Consider the following 19,072-nt stretch of genomic DNA (forward strand, 5'->3'; position numbering starts at 1 on the left):
ACACCGGGCGGGGCCCTTCTCACGCCGCCACCGGCTCCCGGGTTCCGCCGGCCTCCACCGGCCGCCTCCGCGGCAGCCGCAGTGCGAGCAGTACGGCCAGTGCCATGACCCCGGCCCCGCACAGGAACACCGCGTCCAGCGCGGAGACGTACGCGCTCACCCCCCGGGCCCGGGCCGGGCCGCGCAGGGCGGCGAGCGAGCCGACGTTGCCGGGGCCGTCGTACAGGCGGTTCAGCAGGGTGCCGAAGACGGTGGCGCCGAGGGCCCCGCCGAGGGTCTGGAAGAAGCGGATCGAGGTCGTGGCGACGCCGATCTGGTGGGGCGGGGCCGCCTGCTGCACCAGCTGGATCAGCTGGCCGAGGAGCTGGCCGAAGCCCAGGCCGACGAGGAGCAGGGCCGCCCGCAGCTGCCAGAGCGAGGTGTGCGTGCCGGTGGTGGCCAGCAGCAGGAAGGCGGCGGCGGTCACGGCGGCGCCGCTGATCGTGAAGGTCCGTTCGGACCAGCCGCGCCGGCTCAGCCGGTCGGCCGCGAAGCCCACCGTCGCCAGGCCGGCCGCCATGAAGACGAGGAACAGGCCGGCGGAGGAGCTGGCGATGCCCCGGACCAGCTGGAGGTAGACCAGCACGTAGTACATGACACCGGTCATGGCGACGCCCACCAGAGCCTGGATCGCGAAGCCGAGGCGCAGCTCGGGGACGCGGAACAGGGCGGGGGGAAGAATCGGTTCCGCGGTGGTGGACTGGCGGCGCAGGAACAGCGCGAGCGAGGCCGCCGAGACCAGTGCCGTCCCGAGGACCTGCGGGGAGGACCAGGCGTACTGCTTGCCGCCCCACTCGGTGACCAGCAGCAGGGTGGTGGAGAAGGCCGCGGCGAGGGCGGCGCCGGGGAAGTCGATCGTGCGGCTCGTGGTGTGCCGGGGGAGCTTCAGGGCGTAGCCGGCGGCGGCGAGGGCGGCGATGCCGAGCGGCAGATTGACGTAGAAGGCCCAGCGCCAGCTCGCGTGGTCGGCGAGGAAGCCGCCGAGCCAGGGGCCGACCGCCATGCCGCCGCCCGCGACGATCCCGCCGGTGCCGGCGCCCTTGTTCCTCTTCTCGCCCGGCCCGCCGAGGTGGGCGATCACCACCATGGTCACGCTCATCAGCCCGCCCGCCCCGATGCCCTGCACGGCCCGGGAGGCGATCAGCCAGCCGATCGACCGGGCCGCCCCGCACAGCGCCGAACCGGCCAGGAAGGTGCCGAGGGCGCCGAGGAAGACGCGCTGGGCGCCGAGGACGTCGCAGAGCCTGCCGTACAGCGGGAGCATCGCGGCCGACGCCAGCGAGAAGGCGCTGATCAGCCAGGGAATCCTGGCGATGCCGTGGTCCGGGTCCAGGTCCTTGACGATCGGCACCGTGGCGGCGGACACGATCTGCATGTCCAGGACGGCCAGGACGATCGTGACGAGGCAGGCCGCGAGGCCGATCTTGCGCTGGGTCTCAGTCATGGGCACCACCATGCCCGTAGTTCATGGACCGAGTCAATCTTTCATCCGAGATTAGATTTCATCCGCGTACAAAATTCGCCTTGGTAAGGTGTCCGCATGGCCGAAGAGCTGGGACTGCGGGAGCGCAAGAAGCGCGACACCATGTGGCGGATCTACCGCACCGCCCTGGACCTCTTCGCCGAGCGGGGCTTCGACAAGGTGTCGGTACAGGAGATCGCCGACGCGTCCGACGTGTCGAAGATGACCGTCTTCAACTACTTCGGTTCCAAGGAGGACCTGGTCTTCCATCCCATGGAAGACCACTTCCACGACGCGGCCCGAGCCGTGCGCGACCGGCTGCCGGGGGAGTCCGCCGTGGACGCCGTACGCCGGCAGTTCCTGGAGATGGTCGAGGCCCGGGACGCCTCCATCGGGCTGCACAGCGAGCCGATCTTCCTCAAGGTGCGCAAGGTCGTCGCGGGGACGGGCGCGCTGATGGAGCGCGCCTTCCTGGCCTCCCGGCGCGGGACCCGGGAGATGGCCGACCTCCTCGCGGAGGAGACCGGTGACCCGATGCTCGCCATGGTCGCCGCCGTCGCCCTGACCGCGGCCCGCAACGCCCTGGTCGAGGAGCACTACCGCCGTCTCGCCGCCGGCGAGAGCCCGGAGGCGATCGCGGCCGACGCCGTCGAGCGCGCCCACCACGCGTTCGGCCTGATCGAGAACGGCCTGAAGGGCTACGCCGTCAAGGCATAGGCTCACCGCCATGCCCCCGGCCAAGAAACGCGCCCGCAGTTACGACCCCGCCAGGACCCGGGCCGCGGTCCTCGCCCAGCTCGGAAACGTCCGCGAGGCCGTCCGCGGTCTCGGCCCCGAGCAGCTGGCCCTGCCCACCCGGCTCGGCGCGTGGACCGTGGGGGACCTGATCGCGCACATCGGCATGGCCGCCACGGCCGTGCACCGCGCGCTCGACCGGCCGGCGCCGCCGAAGCAGGACGCGACCGTCGTGCAGTGGCCCTTCGCCACCGCCGCCCACTCCTCGGCCGTCGACGAGTCCACCCGGAACCTCTCCGCCGGCCACGAGGACCTCGACGCCTACCTCGCCGGCGTCGACGCCTCCCTGCGCAGCCTCCTCGCCGAACACCCCGGCTCCCGGCTGCTGCAGACCAACGCCGGTGCGCTGCCCCTGGACGACTACCTCGTCACCCGCGCGGTGGAACTCGTCGTCCACACCGACGACCTCAACGCCGCCGTCCCCGGCCTCCAGGTGCCGTACGACCGTCAGGCCCTGGCCGCCGCCACCCGGCTGCTCGCCGACGCCCTCGCCGTGAAGGCGCCCGGCGGCTCCACCGAGGTGCGCGTGCCGCCGTACGCCGTGGTGCAGTGCGTCGAGGGGCCCCGGCACACCCGAGGCACCCCGCCCAACGTCGTCGAGACCGACCCGCTGACCTGGCTCCGGCTCGCCACCGGACGCCTGACCTGGAAGGACGCCCTTGAGGATGCCAAGGTGAGCGCCAGCGGAGAGCGGGCGGACATCGGGAGCCTGCTGCCGCTCATGGCGTAGGCCGCGGCAGCGGAACCGGTCGTACCGTCGGCCCGTCGAACCCGTATGAACCGGTACAAGCAGCGCATGACCCTGACAGCGGCCGCCGTGCTCGTCCCGCTCACGGTGGCCTGTGGCACCGGAAAGGCGGACAGTGGCACGGTGAGTGGCGGACAGCCGGTGACCGGCGTCGACTGGCGGGTCGACGGCCTCACCGTCGGCGACACGACACGGCACGCACCCGCCTCCGCCCGGCTCCGCATCGACGAGGACGGCAAGGCGGCCGGCAACCTCGGCTGCAACCAGTTCAGCGCCCGGGCCACCGTGCACGGCGACCGGATCACCTTCGGTGACCTGCGCACGACCAGGATGGCCTGTGCCCCGGACCGCATGGACTTCGAGCGTGCCCTTGCCCGCGCGCTCACCACCGGCACCCTCGTCGCCAAGACCGACGCCGGGAAGCTGACCCTCACCGACGGCGACGGCGACCGCATCCACCTCAGCCGCAGGGCGCCCGAATGATGTGCGACACCTCACTCACGCCCACGCCCAGAGCGCCCCGGGCTGTTGCGGGACAGGTCCCCAACGGCCGCACGGACACCAGGGGCGCCGCGCTGACCAGCGCAAACGAGGAAACCGACAAGGTGATCAGGACCGCTGTGCCGGTTACGGCCACGTATCCCCAATTCGGACCAGTGGTCGACCTCGCCTACACTCGGTGGCGTGCCACGTGGTGACGGTCGACTCAATCACGATCTGCTTCCCGGCGAGAAGGGCCCCCAGGACGCTTGCGGCGTCTTCGGTGTCTGGGCTCCGGGTGAAGAGGTCGCAAAGCTCACGTACTTCGGGCTCTACGCCCTCCAGCACCGGGGTCAGGAATCCGCGGGAATCGCGGTCAGCAACGGCTCCCAGATCCTCGTCTTCAAGGACATGGGCCTCGTCTCCCAGGTCTTCGACGAGACCTCGCTCGGTTCGCTCCAGGGTCACATCGCGGTCGGACACGCCCGTTACTCGACCACGGGCGCCTCCGTGTGGGAGAACGCCCAGCCGACGTTCCGCGCCACCGCGCACGGCTCGATCGCGCTCGGCCACAACGGCAACCTCGTCAACACGGCGCAGCTCGCCGAGATGGTCGCCGAACTGCCGAACGACAACAACAGCCGCTCCACCCGGGTCGCGGCCACCAACGACACCGACCTGCTGACGGCGCTGCTCGCCGCCCAGGTCGACGAGGACGGCAAGCCGCTGACCATCGAGGAGGCGGCCCACCAGGTCCTCCCGAAGGTGCGGGGCGCCTTCTCGCTCGTCTTCATGGACGAGCAGACCCTCTACGCCGCCCGTGACCCGCAGGGCATCCGCCCGCTGGTCCTCGGCCGCCTGGAGCGCGGCTGGGTGGTCGCCTCCGAGTCCGCCGCCCTCGACATCTGCGGCGCCAGCTTCGTGCGCGAGATCGAGCCGGGCGAGTTCGTCGCCATCGACGAGAACGGTCTGCGCAGCTCCCGATTCGCAGAAGCGAAGCCCAAGGGCTGTGTCTTCGAATACGTGTACCTGGCCCGCCCGGACACCGACATCGCCGGCCGGAACGTGTACCTCTCCCGCGTGGAGATGGGCCGCCGGCTGGCCAAGGAAGCCCCGGTCGAGGCCGACCTCGTCATAGCGACCCCGGAGTCCGGCACCCCGGCCGCCATCGGCTACGCGGAGGCCTCGGGCATCCCCTTCGGCGCGGGTCTCGTGAAGAACGCCTACGTCGGCCGGACCTTCATCCAGCCCTCGCAGACCATCCGCCAGCTGGGCATCCGCCTGAAGCTGAACCCGCTGAAGGAAGTCATCAAGGGCAAGCGCCTGGTCGTCGTCGACGACTCGATCGTGCGCGGCAACACCCAGCGGGCCCTGGTCCGCATGCTCCGTGAGGCCGGCGCGGCCGAGGTCCACATCCGGATCTCCTCGCCGCCCGTGAAGTGGCCCTGCTTCTTCGGCATCGACTTCGCCACGCGCGCGGAGCTGATCGCCAACGGCATGACCATCGAGGAGATCGGCACCAGCCTCGGCGCCGACTCGCTCGCCTACATCTCCATCGACGGCATGATCGAGGCGACCACCATCGCCAAGCCGAACCTGTGCCGCGCCTGCTTCGACGGCGAGTACCCGATGGAGCTGCCGGACCCGGAGCTGCTGGGCAAGCAGCTGCTGGAGACCGAGCTGGCGGCCGGTCCCGCCGCCACGGCCGCGGCCGACGCGATCCGTCGCCCGTAGTAACACCCTGCAGTACGACACGAAAGCTCTCACAGTCATGTCTGAGACAACTGGTGCCAGCTACGCAGCGGCGGGCGTCGACATCGAGGCGGGCGACCGCGCCGTCGAGCTGATGAAGGAGTGGGTGAAGAAGACCCGGCGCCCCGAGGTCCTCGGCGGCCTCGGCGGCTTCGCCGGGCTCTTCGACGCCTCCGCCCTCAAGCGCTACGAGCGTCCGCTGCTCGCCTCCGCCACGGACGGCGTCGGCACGAAGGTCGACATCGCGCGCCGCATGGGCGTCTACGACTCCATCGGCCACGACCTGGTCGCCATGGTCATGGACGACATCGTGGTGTGCGGCGCCGAGCCGCTGTTCATGACCGACTACATCTGCGTCGGCAAGGTGCACCCCGAGCGCGTCGCGGCCATCGTGAAGGGCATCGCCGAGGGGTGCGTGCTCGCCGGCTGCGCCCTGGTCGGCGGCGAGACGGCCGAGCACCCGGGCCTGCTGGGCGAGGACGACTTCGACGTCGCCGGCGCCGGTACGGGTGTCGTGGAGGCCGACCGGCTGCTCGGCGCGGATCGCATCCGTAAGGGTGACGCGGTGATCGCCATGGCGTCCTCCGGGCTTCACTCGAACGGGTACTCCCTGGTCCGCCACGTCCTGCTGAACACGGCCGGCCTGGCCCTGGAGACGGAGGTCCCGGAGCTCGGCCGCACCCTCGGCGAGGAGCTGCTGGAGCCCACGAAGATCTACTCGCTGGACTGCCTCGCCCTGACCCGCACCACGGACGTGCACGCGTTCTCGCACATCACCGGCGGCGGACTCGCGGCCAACCTGGCCCGGGTCATCCCGGACGGGCTGCACGCGACCGTCGACCGCTCCACCTGGTCCCCGGGCGCGATCTTCGACCTGGTCGGGAAGACCGGGAACGTCGAGCGCCTGGAGCTGGAGAAGACCCTCAACATGGGCGTCGGCATGATGGCGATCGTCCCCGAGGAGTCCACCGAGGCGGCCCTCGCGACCCTGGCCGACCGCGGTGTCGAGGCATGGGTGGCCGGAGAGATCACCGAGCGGGGCGAGAAGGAGACCGGCGCCGAGATGGCCGGAGACTACGCCGGCTGAACCTGCGGGTAGCACAGAAGCCGGTCGGTGGCAGTGCCACCGACCGGACGAGTGCTCAGTGCAAGGTCAAGCGCCGCGACGATGTTGTGAGGGACCGTCGTCTTCATCCTCGTCGTCGTCCTCATAGAGGTCGGCGTAACGAGAGTAAAGATCGTCCTCTTCATTCTCATCGTCCTCGAACGGCTCGCTGTTCGGCGGCTGGCTCGAAGTCGATGCGCCCAGTTCACTGGCCAGCCGTGACAGGTCAGTCCCACCGCTGTTGTACTTCAGCTGGCGGGCGACCTTCGTCTGCTTGGCCTTGGCCCGGCCGCGCCCCATGGCTCGACCCCCTCGGTGACGGGGCTGGATGGCCCCAGAGTCTGACACGCGTTCATGATCTGGAACGGACCCTCCGCAGAGAGGCCGGTCCGTAGGGCTTCCACGGTACCTGAGCCCGCGCCCATACGGTACGTCGCCCGCAGCACGCGCGTGTGCACAGGACCCTCGAGGAGCCCTGTCCTCGCTGGTCAGTGGCGATTTTAACCACTTATCGGGGAACGACCCGCCGGTGGAAGTGAGAGTTCTCTCGAAGTTCCTGCCGACGGGTACCGCTCACGTGTGCGACGGGTCAGTGTGCAGTGTGCCCGGCGCGGGCCTCGGCCATGCGCTGCTCGGCGATCCGGTCGGCCGCCGCGGCCGGCGGGATCCCGTCTACCTTCGCACGTGCGAATATGGCCAGCGTGGTGTCGAAGATCTTCGCCGCCTTCGCCCGGCACCGGTCGAAGTCGAAGCCGTGCAGCTCGTCGGCCACCTGGATGACCCCGCCGGCGTTCACCACGTAGTCCGGCGCGTAGAGGATCCCGCGGTCGGCGAGGTCCTTCTCCACGCCCGGGTGCGCGAGCTGGTTGTTGGCCGCGCCGCACACCACCTTGGCGGTGAGCACCGGGACGGAGTCGTCGTTCAGCGCGCCGCCGAGCGCGCAGGGGGCGTAGATGTCGAGCCCCTCCACGCGGATCAGCGCCTCGGTGTCCGCGACCGCGCTCACGCCCACGGGGTACTGCTCGAGGATCCGCTGCACGGCGTCCGCGCGCACGTCCGTGACGACGACCTCGGCGCCCTCCTCGCGCAGGTGCTTCACCAGGTGGTGGCCGACCTTGCCGACGCCTGCGATGCCGACCTTGCGGCCGCGCAGCGAGGGGTCGCCCCACAGGTGCTGGGCGGAGGCGCGCATGCCCTGGTAGACGCCGAAGGCGGTGAGGACGGAGGAGTCCCCGGCGCCGCCGTTCTCGGGCGAGCGGCCGGTGGTCCAGCGGCACTCACGGGCCACGACGTCCATGTCGGCGACGTAGGTGCCGACGTCGCAGGCGGTGACGTAGCGCCCGCCGAGCGAGGCGACCATGCGGCCGTAGGCGAGCAGCAGCTCCTCGGTCTTGTCGCGCTCCGGGTCGCCGATGATCACGGCCTTGCCGCCGCCGTGGTCGAGGCCGGCCATGGCGTTCTTGTACGACATGCCGCGCGCGAGGTTGAGGGCGTCGGCGACGGCCTCCGCCTCGGTCGCGTAGGGGTAGAAGCGGGTGCCGCCGAGGGCCGGGCCCAGGGCGGTGGAGTGGATGGCGATCACGGCTTTCAGGCCGGTGGCGCGGTCCTGGCAGAGCACGACCTGCTCATGGCCGCCCTGGTCCGACTGGAACAGGGTGTGCAGGACATCAGCAGGTGCGCCAATTACGTCGGTCACTGTGGTGACTCCTGTGTAAAGAGCGGCGGGTGGGGTTCGGACCCCGTACGGGTGGCGGGGTGCCGTGGCATGAGCGTAGAGCCTTGGCGCGACCACCATCCGTGCAGTGTTCAGGATCACTCTCCCGGACCGCTCGTGCACGTATGACCGTGGCACGATTTGCAGTGGTTTCGAGCCGGGCCCGATGGGGAGGGAGCAGGCGTGCCGAAGGTGTCCTCCGTGGTCGTCCCCTATGCCGCGTACCTGCGCGTGTACGAGCCGCTGGGCGCCTTCCAGGAGCCGGAGCGCAGCCACTGGGCCCGCTACGCCCGCCGCCCCGACCGCCCTTCCTACCAGGACGAACTGCGCCGCTCCCTGGCCGACTTGCTGCCCACCCCGCCGGTCGCGGTGCCGGTGCACGAGAGCAGCGACGCCTTCGTGGCGGAGGTCGACGGGGTGGTCTGCGTGTGCCCCTGGCGGACCCGGCTGCGCGGCTGGCAGGCGCTCGGCGAGCTGGCCGGGGAACTGCCGGCGCCGGTGCTGGACGCGGTGCTGCCCGAGGTCGTACGCCGCCAGGCCGCCCAGGACTACGAGCGCTGGCTGGCCCGCAACCCCGATGCCCGGCCCTGGATCCGCACGGCGACCTGGCAGGTGCCCCTGAACTGGTTCGTGCTGGTCTCCGACGAGGAGCGGCGCTACGAGAAGGGCACCGCGGAGGTGCCGCCGCTGCTGCGCTACCGCACGCCCATGGTGCAGGCCCGGCGCCGGGTGGCGCGGGCGCTGCGCACGCTGAAGGCCACCGTTGAGGAGAGCCCGCTGATCGACGGCCTGGTGGACGTCGGCCGCTGGCTGGAGGAGTTCCACCCGCGCTCGCTGGTGGAGCTGGACTACGGCGGCCTCGTGCACGTGCTGCCGGCCGGCGAGTTGGAGGGCGACCACTCGGCGGCGGACGTGGCCGAGGGCGTCGAGGCGCTGCGCCTGGGTGACGGGGCGGCGGCCGGAGAGGCCTATGTGCGGCTCGTGGAGCGGTGGCGGGCGGTACGGGACCGGCGTTCCGCGAACTGAGTGACGTACGTCACGGCTCGAACGGCCTCGAACGACGTACGGTCTACGGCACTTGCCCATCTGACGGGACGTTGGTCCCGATCTGGACTTTTGTCTCAAGGGTGACGGACGGCACTTACAAGAGCCTTGCCCTAACTGCCGCCCCTCATGCCAAAATAGGACAAGGAGTCCGGGGAGGTCTCCGTCCGTCCAACTATGCTCCACTATGGCCGGAATCTCAGCATTGCACGCTTTGGGGGGTCTGGTGACTCCTGATCGTCCTGTGACTGATCGTCACAGTGGCGTGACTGTCCGCTATGGCATGGTCCATCGGCTTCCGTCGCTGATGAACACCTGGGAGGGCAATTCCATCGGTTTGGCCGACGCGGCTGGACAGATGGTGTAGTTGTAGTGCCGAGGACAAGCCGTTCGTCCTATAACCGACTCGACTCGCGTCCGCCATTTCGGGCAACGCGGGTCAAGGTGCAGAATTTAGAGGAAAGAACCGAGAAGGTTCGGTTCTCCCGAGGAGGCCGCTCATGACCGCTCGCACCCCTGATGCCGAGCCGCTGCTGACCCCGGCTGAGGTCGCCACCATGTTCCGTGTCGACCCCAAGACGGTCACGCGGTGGGCGAAGGCCGGCAAGCTCACTTCCATCCGTACGCTCGGCGGGCACCGCCGCTATCGCGAGGCCGAGGTCCGCGCTCTTCTCGCGGGCATCCCGCAGCAGCGCAGCGAGGCCTGAACAACTGCATAACCGGGCGAAGCGGCAGGTCCCCCAACCGGCCGAGGCGCCCGAAACCCTAGCTCCAAGCGACGCGGGACCTGCCCCAACAGGCCCTCGCCCAAGCCGAAGTGAACGTTGTAGGCAGCGACACAGGGTGCGTCGTAGATCGCGCTGGACTCCGCCGGGTCCAGCGCGATCTTTTTTGTGCGCTGGTCGGAGCCGTGACCGGGCCTCTGTGAGTGGCCTTGTCGGAGTCTGGGCAGGGCTGTCGGAACGGCTGTGCGTGACCCCTGGGGCCGGTGCAATTGCACATATTAAATTGACCAGTTGTAGGACAGGGGTAAGTACCGGCCTTTCCAAAACTCATGCGGTGACTCCCGTCACATGCCCCGGCCGTTGTTGCCGGTGGCATGTGTGCGTTAGTGGAGTGACCTGTTCCAGCGTCCCACGGTGGGTGCGCCGTTGGGGCCGGCGTGGGTCACGCGCTGCGGGGACTTTCGTCCTCGGCTTCCTCGTCGCTCGGATCCGGGACCAGGGGGCCGGTGTCCATCGCCAGCCGCAGCAGGTGGTGGCAGATGGGGCAGTGGCGGGTGAGATGCCGGTAGGACGAGGCGGCCGACAGATGCGCCCTCAGCAGTGCCCGCGTCTCGTGCCTGGCCGATGCCGCCATACGCCACCTCCGCGGACCGCACAGGGGGAACGGGCCCTGGTCCTTGGGTACCGGCGCGAGCTGACGCCGTCAAGGCCGCGGGTGGCTCCGCCGGGCCGGCCGATCCGCCGGGGGCGGTGGGGGCGGTGGGGGCCGACGTCAGGGGACTGCCGCCCCCAGGCCCCCTGCCAAGGCCCTGGATGCCGTCGCCCTCGAAGCCGGACGGGCTGAGGGCATGCGAAAGGCCCCCATCCACTGGATGAGGGCCTTCCTTACTGCGGTCCTGACGGGATTTGAACCCGCGGCCTCCACCTTGACAGGGTGGCGAGCACTCCAAACTGCTCCACAGGACCAGGTTTCGCGGCGCTTGGCTTGCTGCGTTGCGCTGCGAGAAGAGACTGTACAGGAGGTGAGCCCGCCTGGTCGAACTCACCCCCTGTGTGCGTACGGCTACGGAACGGCCGCGTCGATCGCCTTCACGATCCGCTTGTCGGAGACCGGGTACGCGGTGCCCAGGGCGTGGGCGAAATAGCTGACCCGGAGTTCCTCGATCATCCAGCGGATGTCCAGGACCTGCTGCGGCACCGGGCGGCCCTGGGGCAGCTGCTCCAGGAGCCAGGCGTACTCGTCCTGCATCTCGTGGACCTTCTCCATGCGCGTGGTGTCCCGCTGGACGCCCGTGGGCATCTGCTGGAGGCGCCGGTCGGCGGCCACCAGGTAGCGCATCAGGTCCGGGAGCCGGCGTATGCCCGCCCAGGTGACGAAACCGGGCTTCACGAGGGCGTCCAGCTGCTTGCGGACGTCCGTCAGGTTTGCGAGGAGGACGGGGCTGCGGACGGCCTTCAGACGGCGCTCACACGCCTGCCAGGCCGCGAGGACCTGCTGGACCTGGGCGACCGTACGGACCGTCGTGTCGACGATCTCCGCGCGCACCTTGTCGTACAGCTTCCGGTACGACTCCTCGTCCCACGCCGGCCCGCCGAAGTCCGCGATCAGCTTGTCGGCCGCGGCCATCGCGCAGTCGTCGAACAGCGCCTGGACGGAGCCGTGCGGATTCGCGGAGAGCGCCAGCTTCTGCGCGTTGGTCAGCTTGTCCGACGCGAACTTCGCCGGGTTCACCGGGATGTTCCGGAGGATCAGCCGCCGGGTGCCCCTCCACATCGCCTCCGCCTGTTCCGCCTCCGTGTCGAAGAGCCGGACCGAGACGGTGTCGCCGTCGTCCACCAGCGCCGGGTACGCCTTGACCGGCTGGCCGGCGCGGCGTGTCTCGAAGACCCGGGTCAGCGTGCCGATCGTCCAGTCGGTCAGCCCCTTGCGCTCCAGGGACTCGCCGCCCTCGCGGGAGGCCGTGGCCGCGGCCGCCTGGGACAGGGCCTTCCTCGCCTTCGGCTTCAGCCTGAGCTTCAGCGCCTCCAGGTCCTTGTCCTCGGCCAGCTTGCGGCGCCGCTCGTCGACGACACGGAACGTGATCTTCAGATGGTCGGGGAGCCTGGACCAGTCGAAGTCGTCCGCCTCGAAGGGCACGCCGACCATCCGCTTCAGTTCGCGCGCCATCGTCACGGTCAGCGGCTCCTGAAGGGGCACCGCCTTCTGGAGGAACGCCTTCGCGTAGTTCGGCGCGGGCACGTAGTGGCGGCGGACCGGCTTCGGCAGGGAGCGGATCAGCTCCGTCACGACCTCCTCGCGCAGGCCCGGGATCTGCCAGTCGAAGCCCTCGTCCGTGACCTGGTTGAGCACCTGGAGCGGGATGTGGACCGTCACACCGTCCGCGTCCGCGCCCGGCTCGAACTGGTACGTCACCCGGAACTTCAGCTGCCCCTGCCGCCAGGAGTCCGGGTAGTCGGCCTTCGTGACCGCCTCCGCCGACTCCCGGATGAGCATCTCCCGCTCGAAGTCCAGGAAGTCGGGCTGCTCGTGCCGCTTGTGCTTCCACCACGAGTCGAAGTGCGCGCCGGAGACGATGTGTTCGGGCACCCGCTGGTCGTAGAAGTCGAACAGCGTCTCGTCGTCGACCACGATGTCCCGGCGCCGCGCCCGGTGCTCCAGCTCCTCGACCTCGCTGAGGAGCTTGCGGTTGTCGGCGAAGAACTTGTGGTGCGTACGCCAGTCGCCCTCCACGAGCGCGTTGCGGATGAACAGCTCGCGGCTGACCTCGGGGTCGATGCGGCCGTAGTTCACCTTGCGCTGGGCGACGATCGGGACGCCGTACAGCGTGACCTTCTCGTGTGCCATCACGGCCGCCTGGTCCTTCTCCCAGTGCGGCTCGCTGTACGTCCGCTTGAGGAGGTGTCCGGCGAGCGGTTCGACCCACTCCGGCTCGATCCTGGCGTTGACCCGCGCCCAGAGCCTGGACGTCTCCACCAGCTCGGCCGACATCACGAACTTCGGCTGCTTCTTGAACAGCGCCGAACCCGGGAAGATCGCGAACTTGGCGTTGCGGGCGCCCAGGTACTCGTTCTTGTTGCCGTCGCGTACGTCCTTCATCCCGATGTGGGAGAGGAGGCCGGCGAGGAGGGAGGTGTGGATGCGGTCGGCCGGGGCGTCCTCCTCGGCGAGGTGGATGCCCATCTGCTTGGCGACCGTACGCAGCTGCGTGTAGATGTCCTGCCACTCGCGGATGCGCAGGAAGTTCAGGTACTCCTGCTTGCACATCCGGCGGAAGGAACTCGACCCGCGCTCCTTCTGCTGCTCGCGGACGTACCGCCACAGATTGAGGTAGGCCAGGAAGTCGCTGGTCTCGTCCTTGAAGCGGGCGTGCAGCTGGTCGGCCTGGGTCTGCTTGTCGGCCGGGCGCTCGCGCGGGTCCTGGATGGACAGCGCGGCCGCGATGACCATGACCTCGCGGACACAGCCGTTCCGGTCGGCCTCCAGGACCATACGGGCCAGCCGGGGGTCGACGGGCAGCTGGGCGAGCTTGCGGCCGGTGTCGGTGAGCCGCTTGCGGACGTCCTTCTGGGTCGGGTCCAGCGCGCCCAGCTCCTGGAGCAGCTGGACGCCGTCGCGGATGTTGCGGTGGTCCGGCGGGTCGATGAACGGGAACTTCTCGATGTCGCCGAGGCCGGCCGCGGTCATCTGCAGGATGACGCTCGCCAGGTTCGTACGGAGGATCTCCGCGTCCGTGAACTCCGGGCGCGTGAGGAAGTCGTCCTCGGAGTAGAGCCGGATGCAGATGCCGTCGCTGGTACGGCCGCAGCGGCCCTTGCGCTGGTTGGCGCTGGCCTGCGAGATCGGCTCGATGGGCAGCCGCTGGACCTTGGTGCGGTGGCTGTAGCGGCTGATCCGGGCGAAGCCGGGGTCGATGACGTACTTGATACCGGGGACGGTGAGGGAGGTCTCGGCGACGTTCGTGGCCAGAACGATCCTGCGCCCGGTGTGCGCCTGGAAGACCCGGTGCTGTTCGGCGTGCGAGAGCCGGGCGTAGAGGGGGAGTACCTCGGTGAATCTGTACTTCTTCTTCTCCAGCGCGTCGGCCGTGTCCCGGATCTCCCGCTCGCCGGAGAGGAAGACGAGGATGTCGCCCTGGCCCTCGGCCTGGAGCTCCTCGACGGCGTCGCAGATCGCGGTGATCTGGTCGCGGTCGGCGTCCTCGGCGTCCTCCTCCAGGAGGGGCCGGTAGCGCACCTCCACGGGGTACGTCCGCCCGCTGACCTCGATGATCGGGGCGTCCCCGAAGTGCCGGGAGAAGCGCTCGGGGTCGATGGTCGCCGAGGTGATGACGACCTTGAGATCCGGCCGCTTGGGCAGCAGCTGGGCGAGGTAGCCCAGCAGGAAGTCGATGTTGAGGGACCGCTCGTGGGCCTCGTCGATGATGATCGTGTCGTAGGCGCGCAGCTCGCGGTCGGTCTGGATCTCGGCCAGCAGGATGCCGTCCGTCATCAGCTTGATGAACGTGGCGTCCGGGTTCACCTGGTCCGTGAACCGCACCTTCCAGCCGACGGCCTCGCCGAGGGGCGTCCTCAGCTCGTCCGCGACCCGCTCGGCGACGGTACGGGCGGCGATACGACGGGGCTGTGTGTGCCCGATCATGCCGCGCACGCCACGGCCCAGCTCCACACAGATCTTCGGGATCTGCGTGGTCTTGCCGGAGCCGGTCTCACCGGCGACGATGACGACCTGGTGATCGCGGATGGCCGCCGCGATCTCGTCCTTCTTCTGGCTGACCGGCAGCTGCTCGGGGTACGTGACGGCGGGCACGCGGGCACGCCGCTCACCGATCCGTTCCTCGGCCCGGCCGATCTCGTCCTCGATCTCGGCGAGGACGGCGGCGCGGGCCTCCGGCTTACGGATCTTGCGCGCGCCCTCGAGCCGCCTGCCGAGCCGGTGCGCGTCGCGCAGCGAGAGTTCGGTCAGACGGGGGGCGAGGGTGCCGAGGGCGGAGGCGGGATGCGTAGACATACGCGATCCAGGATCTCACCCCGCCCAAAAAACAAGCGAACGATTTGACTCAGGGCGCCGGACGCGGTGGCGGGGCTGCCGCGGTGTCGGGCTGCCGGGACCGGATGCCATCGCCGAGGGCGAGCGACCGCGCGGTGTTGGCGACGGCCTTGATGCCCAGGTAGGCGGTCGTTATGCCGCTGACCGCGGTGAACGCGGTGGTGAGGATACCGACGATCACCGCCTTGTCCCCGTTGAGCCGCCAGACGCCGAAGATCGCGACCACGGCGATCGCGAGGTTGCTGGCGACGACCGCGAGCAGCCCGTACCGGGCCCGGTCCTTCTCCAGCTCGGTCTCCTGCGCTGCTCTGACGTCGCCCTGACTCATCGTCCCCCACCTCGCAGCTCGACGATCCGCTGATCCACCTGCGTACGGTCGTACCCGCGCCGGACGATGTCGAAGGCGGGCGGCGTGCCGGCTGCCGTACCCGCGGCCAGACCGGCCAGGTAGGCGTCCACCTGGGCGCGGTCGTACCCGCGCCGGGCGATGTCGAAGCCTCGGAAGTCGTCTGCCACAGATGCCCCCTACCGGCTGGCGCGGCCAAGCCCTCTCACGACGAAGGCCCCGTTCGCTGAACGGGGCCTTCTGGCTGTGGCTGGGGCCGGGGTCGAACCGGCGACCTTCCGCTTTTCAGGCCGCGTCCTGGTGGGGCGCAGCCTGATCATAGGGGGCTGGAACATCGGGCGATAGGCGCCGCTGTGCGCTGCTGTTGGCGTACGGGTTGGCGTACTCCAACCCGTACGCCACGGTTCTGTCTGCTCATGGATGCGAGCAGTGCGATGAACAGGCTACTGACGTGCCGTTTTGCCGAGGGCTCGCCCGGATGGCAGTCGAAGCGCGAGCGCGGCGAGCCCAAAGACTCGCGGCGTAGGTCGCTCCTCCTTGCTCTTCCACCGCGCGGTACCAGAAACGAACTTAACGCCCACTCAGGCGCCAGTGTTGGTTCGCGCCGCCGTTGCAGTTCCAGATTTCAAGTCGAGTGCCGGGCCTGACATTCCACCGCGGGGCGTCCAGACACTTGGCTGAGTGCGGATTTAGCAGTGATCCGTCGGATTGCGACTGCCACACCTGTGCCGGGGTGCCGTTGCAGTCGTACAGCTGAATCAACGTGCCGGCGGCGGTGCCAGCGCCGGTTACATCCATGCACTTGCCTTGGACGGTAAGTGAACCGTCAGGGTGAGCCGTCCACTGCTGGTTCGGGTTGCCGGTGCAGTTCCACAAGATGATGGGATTCCCATTCGCGGTGCGGCTACCCGCGTTGTCCACACACATTCCGCCCAGCCCAGTTATCGCGCCGGTGTGCCTACCCTTGTTGTTGCTGATGAAGCCGCGGATGATGTGTGTTCCATTGCCGGCACTGTTTTCTCTGTAGTTGGCCTGGCCGATGCAGCCGTTGTACTCGTACTCAGCCTGCTGAGTGCCCTGCAGTCCGCCGGCGTCAGTGGAGGTCGGGCCACCGAAGGTGACGTCAATGTGGGGCGTCTGTGAACAGCTGGGCACGCCAAGGTAGTTTTCGACAAACCCGACTTGGGAACCCGCCAGATTACCGCTGCTGGCAGGGAGCGTATAGGTCCCAATGTGGGTGGCGATACCGGTCACGGTGTCGGTGGCGGTCCCCGCCCAGGTATCCGGGCCGATTCGGCTGACAGTGAGGGCGTAGGTGTCGCCGTAGACGGCGTCAAGGTCAGTAGCACAGCTGACTCCGGGGCCGCCGTCAGCTCCGTTGCTGCACTGCGGGTCGCTGGTGCTGCTGCCACTGATGAAGCTGGAGAAGGCCGCGTGTAAACGTTCGTGGCCGTTGACGTTCGGCCGTGGCTGCAGACCCATGTACCCAACGTCTTCGGCGTTGGTGAAGTTGAACTGATCCGCAAAGTATGTCCCGTCGGCGTGCAGTGTCGACGGATCGACTGTTATCGGAAAGGTGATATTCGAAACCCCCCTATCCGGCACGCCCGGCAGTGCCCAGCTGACCAGGACATTGCCACCTGGCACGTCCGCCGACGCCAGGGTGATGCCACTCGCTAACAGTAGCCCAGCGGCCAGGACAGCTAGCGCGCCTCTGAGGCTTCTCGCTCTCGACATGTCACGCCCATCTCTGCTCTGGTTCGATTGGTGGTGTTCAATCAACCTTTCAGGGTGAATCCCTTCTGACTTTATGTCACGAACGTCGGCAGGGTGATTGCAAAGTCCGTTGATCGCGCGTTGGCGCAGGTGAACCACCCCGGGCGGCCGAGATCGCGGCTTCACCGAGCGCGCCGCGCAGCCAGCTGTTTCCTTTCCCGGTGCGGCCGGAGGTGTTCTTGTTCTTGGAGGCCTACTTACGGAGGTTTTCGGTCCGCCGTCTCTCCACGCACACCACCCCGGACGTGAAGGAGTGGCTGGCGAAGAACCCGCATGTCAACTTCCATTTCACCCCCGTCCGGTCCTCGTGGTTGAACCAGATCGAGATCTGGTTCGGGATCATCGCCCGGCAGTCCATCCGCCGCGGCACCTTCGCGAGCGTCAACGTCCTGGTCAAACAGATCCGCGACTACATCAACTCCTGGAACCAGAACCCGAAACCCTTCACCTGGACCGCCACCGCCGACGAGATCCTCACCAAGGTTCGACTCGTCCAGACCAGCGTGAAGGAACTCGTCAATAACAACGTGAAGTAACCCAATCAGGATCACGAAACACTAGCCCGGGTGAGCGCACCATAACTCACCTGGTGACAGGGGATGCCCGTCGGCGTCCATCAGGGATAGACGACGTTTCCGACGAGCTTGTTGAATGGGTTGGTGGCGTGGTACTGGAAAGCGCCGGCGTGAGTGTTGGCCACCACCAGGTTATTTGAGAAAATGATCACGCCTTTACCATCGAGTTGGGCACCTGCCGTGGAGCCTGAAATGTCGTTCCCCGTGATGATCACCTTGGCGCCACCGTCGACTTCGAGGGCGGGCCCAGCACCACCCGGGTCGATGCGTTGGATTTCGGAACTCGAAATCGTCACGTAGGAACCACCGTGAACGTAGACCCCGTAAGAGACGTTGGAACGGAAGTGACTACCTGACACGTTGATCTGGCTCATCGCCCCGTCGACCTCGAGAGCGTGGACGAAGCTCTGGTTCGTTGAGTTGGTAAGGGTGACGAGAGTCTTGTCGGCGCTCCGGATGCCGATATTGCAGAAGTCGGTGGTCAGGCCGTCGATCGTCCCCCAGGCATTTCCTTTCTTCGTCCCTTGAAGGAGCACGCCGGTATCGGCGCCATAGACGAACGCGCCGCTCATGTGGAATGCATCGAGGTGATTGAGTTCGATGCCGATGCCGCCTTTGTGCCAGAACGCCCCCTTGTACACGTCGGGCGGTGTCCACACTTCCACATTCGCGATCGTCGTGACGTCGTACCCAGTGTCGATACGCATACCCAGTTTGGCGACCGCCGCGATGAACACGTCCTGGATCACTGCGCGTCCCGTGTTGTCGGCGACCGACTCGATTCCCTTCCAAGCGTGTGAGATCCGCACGTTGCTCACACGGGTTCCAGCACCGTCGAGGAGGATGGTCGTGGCGTACTGCTTCGGTGTGGCCGAGGACTGATCTTGGACGTAGTCGAAGTTCAGGCCGCTTACCGCGCTGCCGTCCTTGAGACGAATGGCGCTGCGGGAGGGATTGGTCGCCATGATGGTGGGGAGAGTCGCGTAGTCTGAGGTGTAGCTGGCGTGGTTCTCTCCGGCCATCAGCTGTTTCGTCAGTGTAAGAGTGTCCGTGATCTCGTAGGTGCCCTGCGGGACATAGACCGGGATCTTCTTGGCAGTCGATTCGGCGATCGCCTTCTTGAAGGCTGCCGTGTCATTTGCCTTGCCGTTTCCGACGGCTCCGAAATCCCGGACGTTGGCAACGTCCTTGCCGGCCGTTGGGGCGGCCACCCGTTTGTGGGCCTTGGTCATCATCTGGAGTGGACGCGCTGGCACCGTGAACGATACGGGTGAAGGGGTCTTTGCTCCTGCGGCCTGCGACGTACCTCCCTGCCCCGCCATGCCGCAGGCTATGAGGACTACAGCCAGTAATCGACCGCACTGTCGACGCATGTGCTTCCTTCTTCCTGTAAACGGGAATCCGACATGAAGAAGGACTGATTGTCCGCCCGTTTTATGACGGTGCCCCTCGAAAGGGGGCCGC

Annotated in this window: 17 protein-coding genes and 1 tRNA gene; 8 read left to right on the top strand and 10 right to left on the bottom strand. The window is 68.2% G+C overall.

Annotated features, from left to right (window positions below; translation table 11 throughout):
- Positions 1-19 precede the first annotated feature (19 nt).
- On the bottom strand, positions 20-1,483 hold the full coding sequence (locus ACZ7HQ_RS25680; protein WP_470994202.1) for an MFS transporter: 1,464 nt from the start codon (positions 1,481-1,483) through the stop codon (positions 20-22).
- A gap of 96 nt (positions 1,484-1,579) precedes the next feature.
- Between ACZ7HQ_RS25680 and ACZ7HQ_RS25685 the strand changes: the two genes are divergently transcribed.
- The 5 genes from ACZ7HQ_RS25685 (at position 1,580) to purM (ending at position 6,363) form a co-directional block, all read left to right on the top strand.
- The gene (locus ACZ7HQ_RS25685; RefSeq protein ID WP_470994204.1) at positions 1,580-2,218 is read left to right on the top strand and encodes a TetR/AcrR family transcriptional regulator; all 639 of its coding nucleotides are present in this window, start codon (positions 1,580-1,582) and stop codon (positions 2,216-2,218) included.
- Positions 2,219-2,228: 10 nt separating this feature from the next.
- Positions 2,229-3,026: a maleylpyruvate isomerase family mycothiol-dependent enzyme gene (locus ACZ7HQ_RS25690; RefSeq protein WP_470994207.1), complete on the top strand. Its 798-nt coding sequence runs from the start codon at positions 2,229-2,231 to the stop codon at positions 3,024-3,026.
- Between the two features lie 66 nt (positions 3,027-3,092).
- Entirely contained in the window at positions 3,093-3,527 is a 435-nt protein-coding gene (locus tag ACZ7HQ_RS25695; RefSeq protein WP_470994210.1) for an META domain-containing protein, read from the top strand.
- Positions 3,528-3,728: 201 nt separating this feature from the next.
- Positions 3,729-5,258 (top strand): amidophosphoribosyltransferase, encoded by a 1,530-nt coding sequence (purF, locus tag ACZ7HQ_RS25700; RefSeq protein ID WP_470994213.1) that lies wholly within the window; start codon positions 3,729-3,731, stop codon positions 5,256-5,258.
- Positions 5,259-5,295: 37 nt separating this feature from the next.
- Positions 5,296-6,363, top strand: coding sequence for a phosphoribosylformylglycinamidine cyclo-ligase (gene purM, locus ACZ7HQ_RS25705; RefSeq protein ID WP_470994216.1), 1,068 nt, complete (start codon positions 5,296-5,298; stop codon positions 6,361-6,363).
- A gap of 66 nt (positions 6,364-6,429) precedes the next feature.
- Here purM and ACZ7HQ_RS25710 read toward each other — a convergent pair whose 3' ends face one another.
- Together ACZ7HQ_RS25710 and ACZ7HQ_RS25715 are read right to left on the bottom strand one after the other, a co-directional pair.
- Positions 6,430-6,681 carry a DUF3073 domain-containing protein gene (locus ACZ7HQ_RS25710; protein WP_069780012.1) on the bottom strand — a complete coding sequence of 84 codons (252 nt, stop codon included), beginning with the start codon at positions 6,679-6,681 and terminating at the stop codon, positions 6,430-6,432.
- Between the two features lie 289 nt (positions 6,682-6,970).
- Entirely contained in the window at positions 6,971-8,077 is a 1,107-nt protein-coding gene (locus tag ACZ7HQ_RS25715; RefSeq protein ID WP_470994219.1) for a Leu/Phe/Val dehydrogenase, read from the bottom strand.
- A 201-nt stretch (positions 8,078-8,278) separates the two neighbouring features.
- Between ACZ7HQ_RS25715 and ACZ7HQ_RS25720 the strand changes: the two genes are divergently transcribed.
- Entirely contained in the window at positions 8,279-9,121 is an 843-nt protein-coding gene (locus tag ACZ7HQ_RS25720) for a DUF8083 family protein (RefSeq protein ID WP_470994221.1), read from the top strand.
- Between the two features lie 518 nt (positions 9,122-9,639).
- Positions 9,640-9,846: a developmental transcriptional regulator BldC gene (gene bldC, locus ACZ7HQ_RS25725; protein ID WP_003949541.1), complete on the top strand. Its 207-nt coding sequence runs from the start codon at positions 9,640-9,642 to the stop codon at positions 9,844-9,846.
- A 460-nt stretch (positions 9,847-10,306) separates the two neighbouring features.
- On the opposite strand, the gene ACZ7HQ_RS25730 is transcribed toward bldC, so the two are convergent.
- The 6 genes from ACZ7HQ_RS25730 to ACZ7HQ_RS25755 form a co-directional block, all read right to left on the bottom strand.
- A complete protein-coding gene (locus ACZ7HQ_RS25730; protein WP_470994223.1) occupies positions 10,307-10,498 on the bottom strand; it encodes a DUF6274 family protein in 192 nt (63 codons plus the stop codon).
- Positions 10,499-10,755: 257 nt separating this feature from the next.
- A tRNA-Asp gene (locus tag ACZ7HQ_RS25735) sits at positions 10,756-10,830 on the bottom strand.
- Positions 10,831-10,927: 97 nt separating this feature from the next.
- On the bottom strand, positions 10,928-14,872 hold the full coding sequence (gene hrpA / locus ACZ7HQ_RS25740) for an ATP-dependent RNA helicase HrpA (protein ID WP_470994225.1): 3,945 nt from the start codon (positions 14,870-14,872) through the stop codon (positions 10,928-10,930).
- A gap of 49 nt (positions 14,873-14,921) precedes the next feature.
- A complete protein-coding gene (locus tag ACZ7HQ_RS25745) occupies positions 14,922-15,239 on the bottom strand; it encodes a hypothetical protein (RefSeq protein WP_470994228.1) in 318 nt (105 codons plus the stop codon).
- Positions 15,236-15,427: a DivIVA domain-containing protein gene (locus ACZ7HQ_RS25750; protein ID WP_470994230.1), complete on the bottom strand. Its 192-nt coding sequence runs from the start codon at positions 15,425-15,427 to the stop codon at positions 15,236-15,238. The genes ACZ7HQ_RS25745 and ACZ7HQ_RS25750 overlap by 4 nt, the downstream gene beginning before the upstream one ends.
- Before the next feature lie 400 nt (positions 15,428-15,827).
- Positions 15,828-16,904 carry an RICIN domain-containing protein gene (locus ACZ7HQ_RS25755; RefSeq protein WP_470994233.1) on the bottom strand — a complete coding sequence of 359 codons (1,077 nt, stop codon included), beginning with the start codon at positions 16,902-16,904 and terminating at the stop codon, positions 15,828-15,830.
- 314 nt (positions 16,905-17,218) lie between these two features.
- Here ACZ7HQ_RS25755 and ACZ7HQ_RS25760 point away from each other — a divergent pair, with 314 nt between their 5' ends.
- Positions 17,219-17,569, top strand: a complete 351-nt coding sequence (locus ACZ7HQ_RS25760) for a transposase (RefSeq protein WP_470994235.1) — start codon at positions 17,219-17,221, stop codon at positions 17,567-17,569.
- 80 nt (positions 17,570-17,649) lie between these two features.
- On the opposite strand, the gene ACZ7HQ_RS25765 is transcribed toward ACZ7HQ_RS25760, so the two are convergent.
- Positions 17,650-18,840 carry a right-handed parallel beta-helix repeat-containing protein gene (locus ACZ7HQ_RS25765; protein WP_470994238.1) on the bottom strand — a complete coding sequence of 397 codons (1,191 nt, stop codon included), beginning with the start codon at positions 18,838-18,840 and terminating at the stop codon, positions 17,650-17,652.
- Positions 18,841-19,072 lie beyond the last annotated feature (232 nt).

Source organism: Streptomyces sp. NPDC037290, assembly GCF_055603245.1.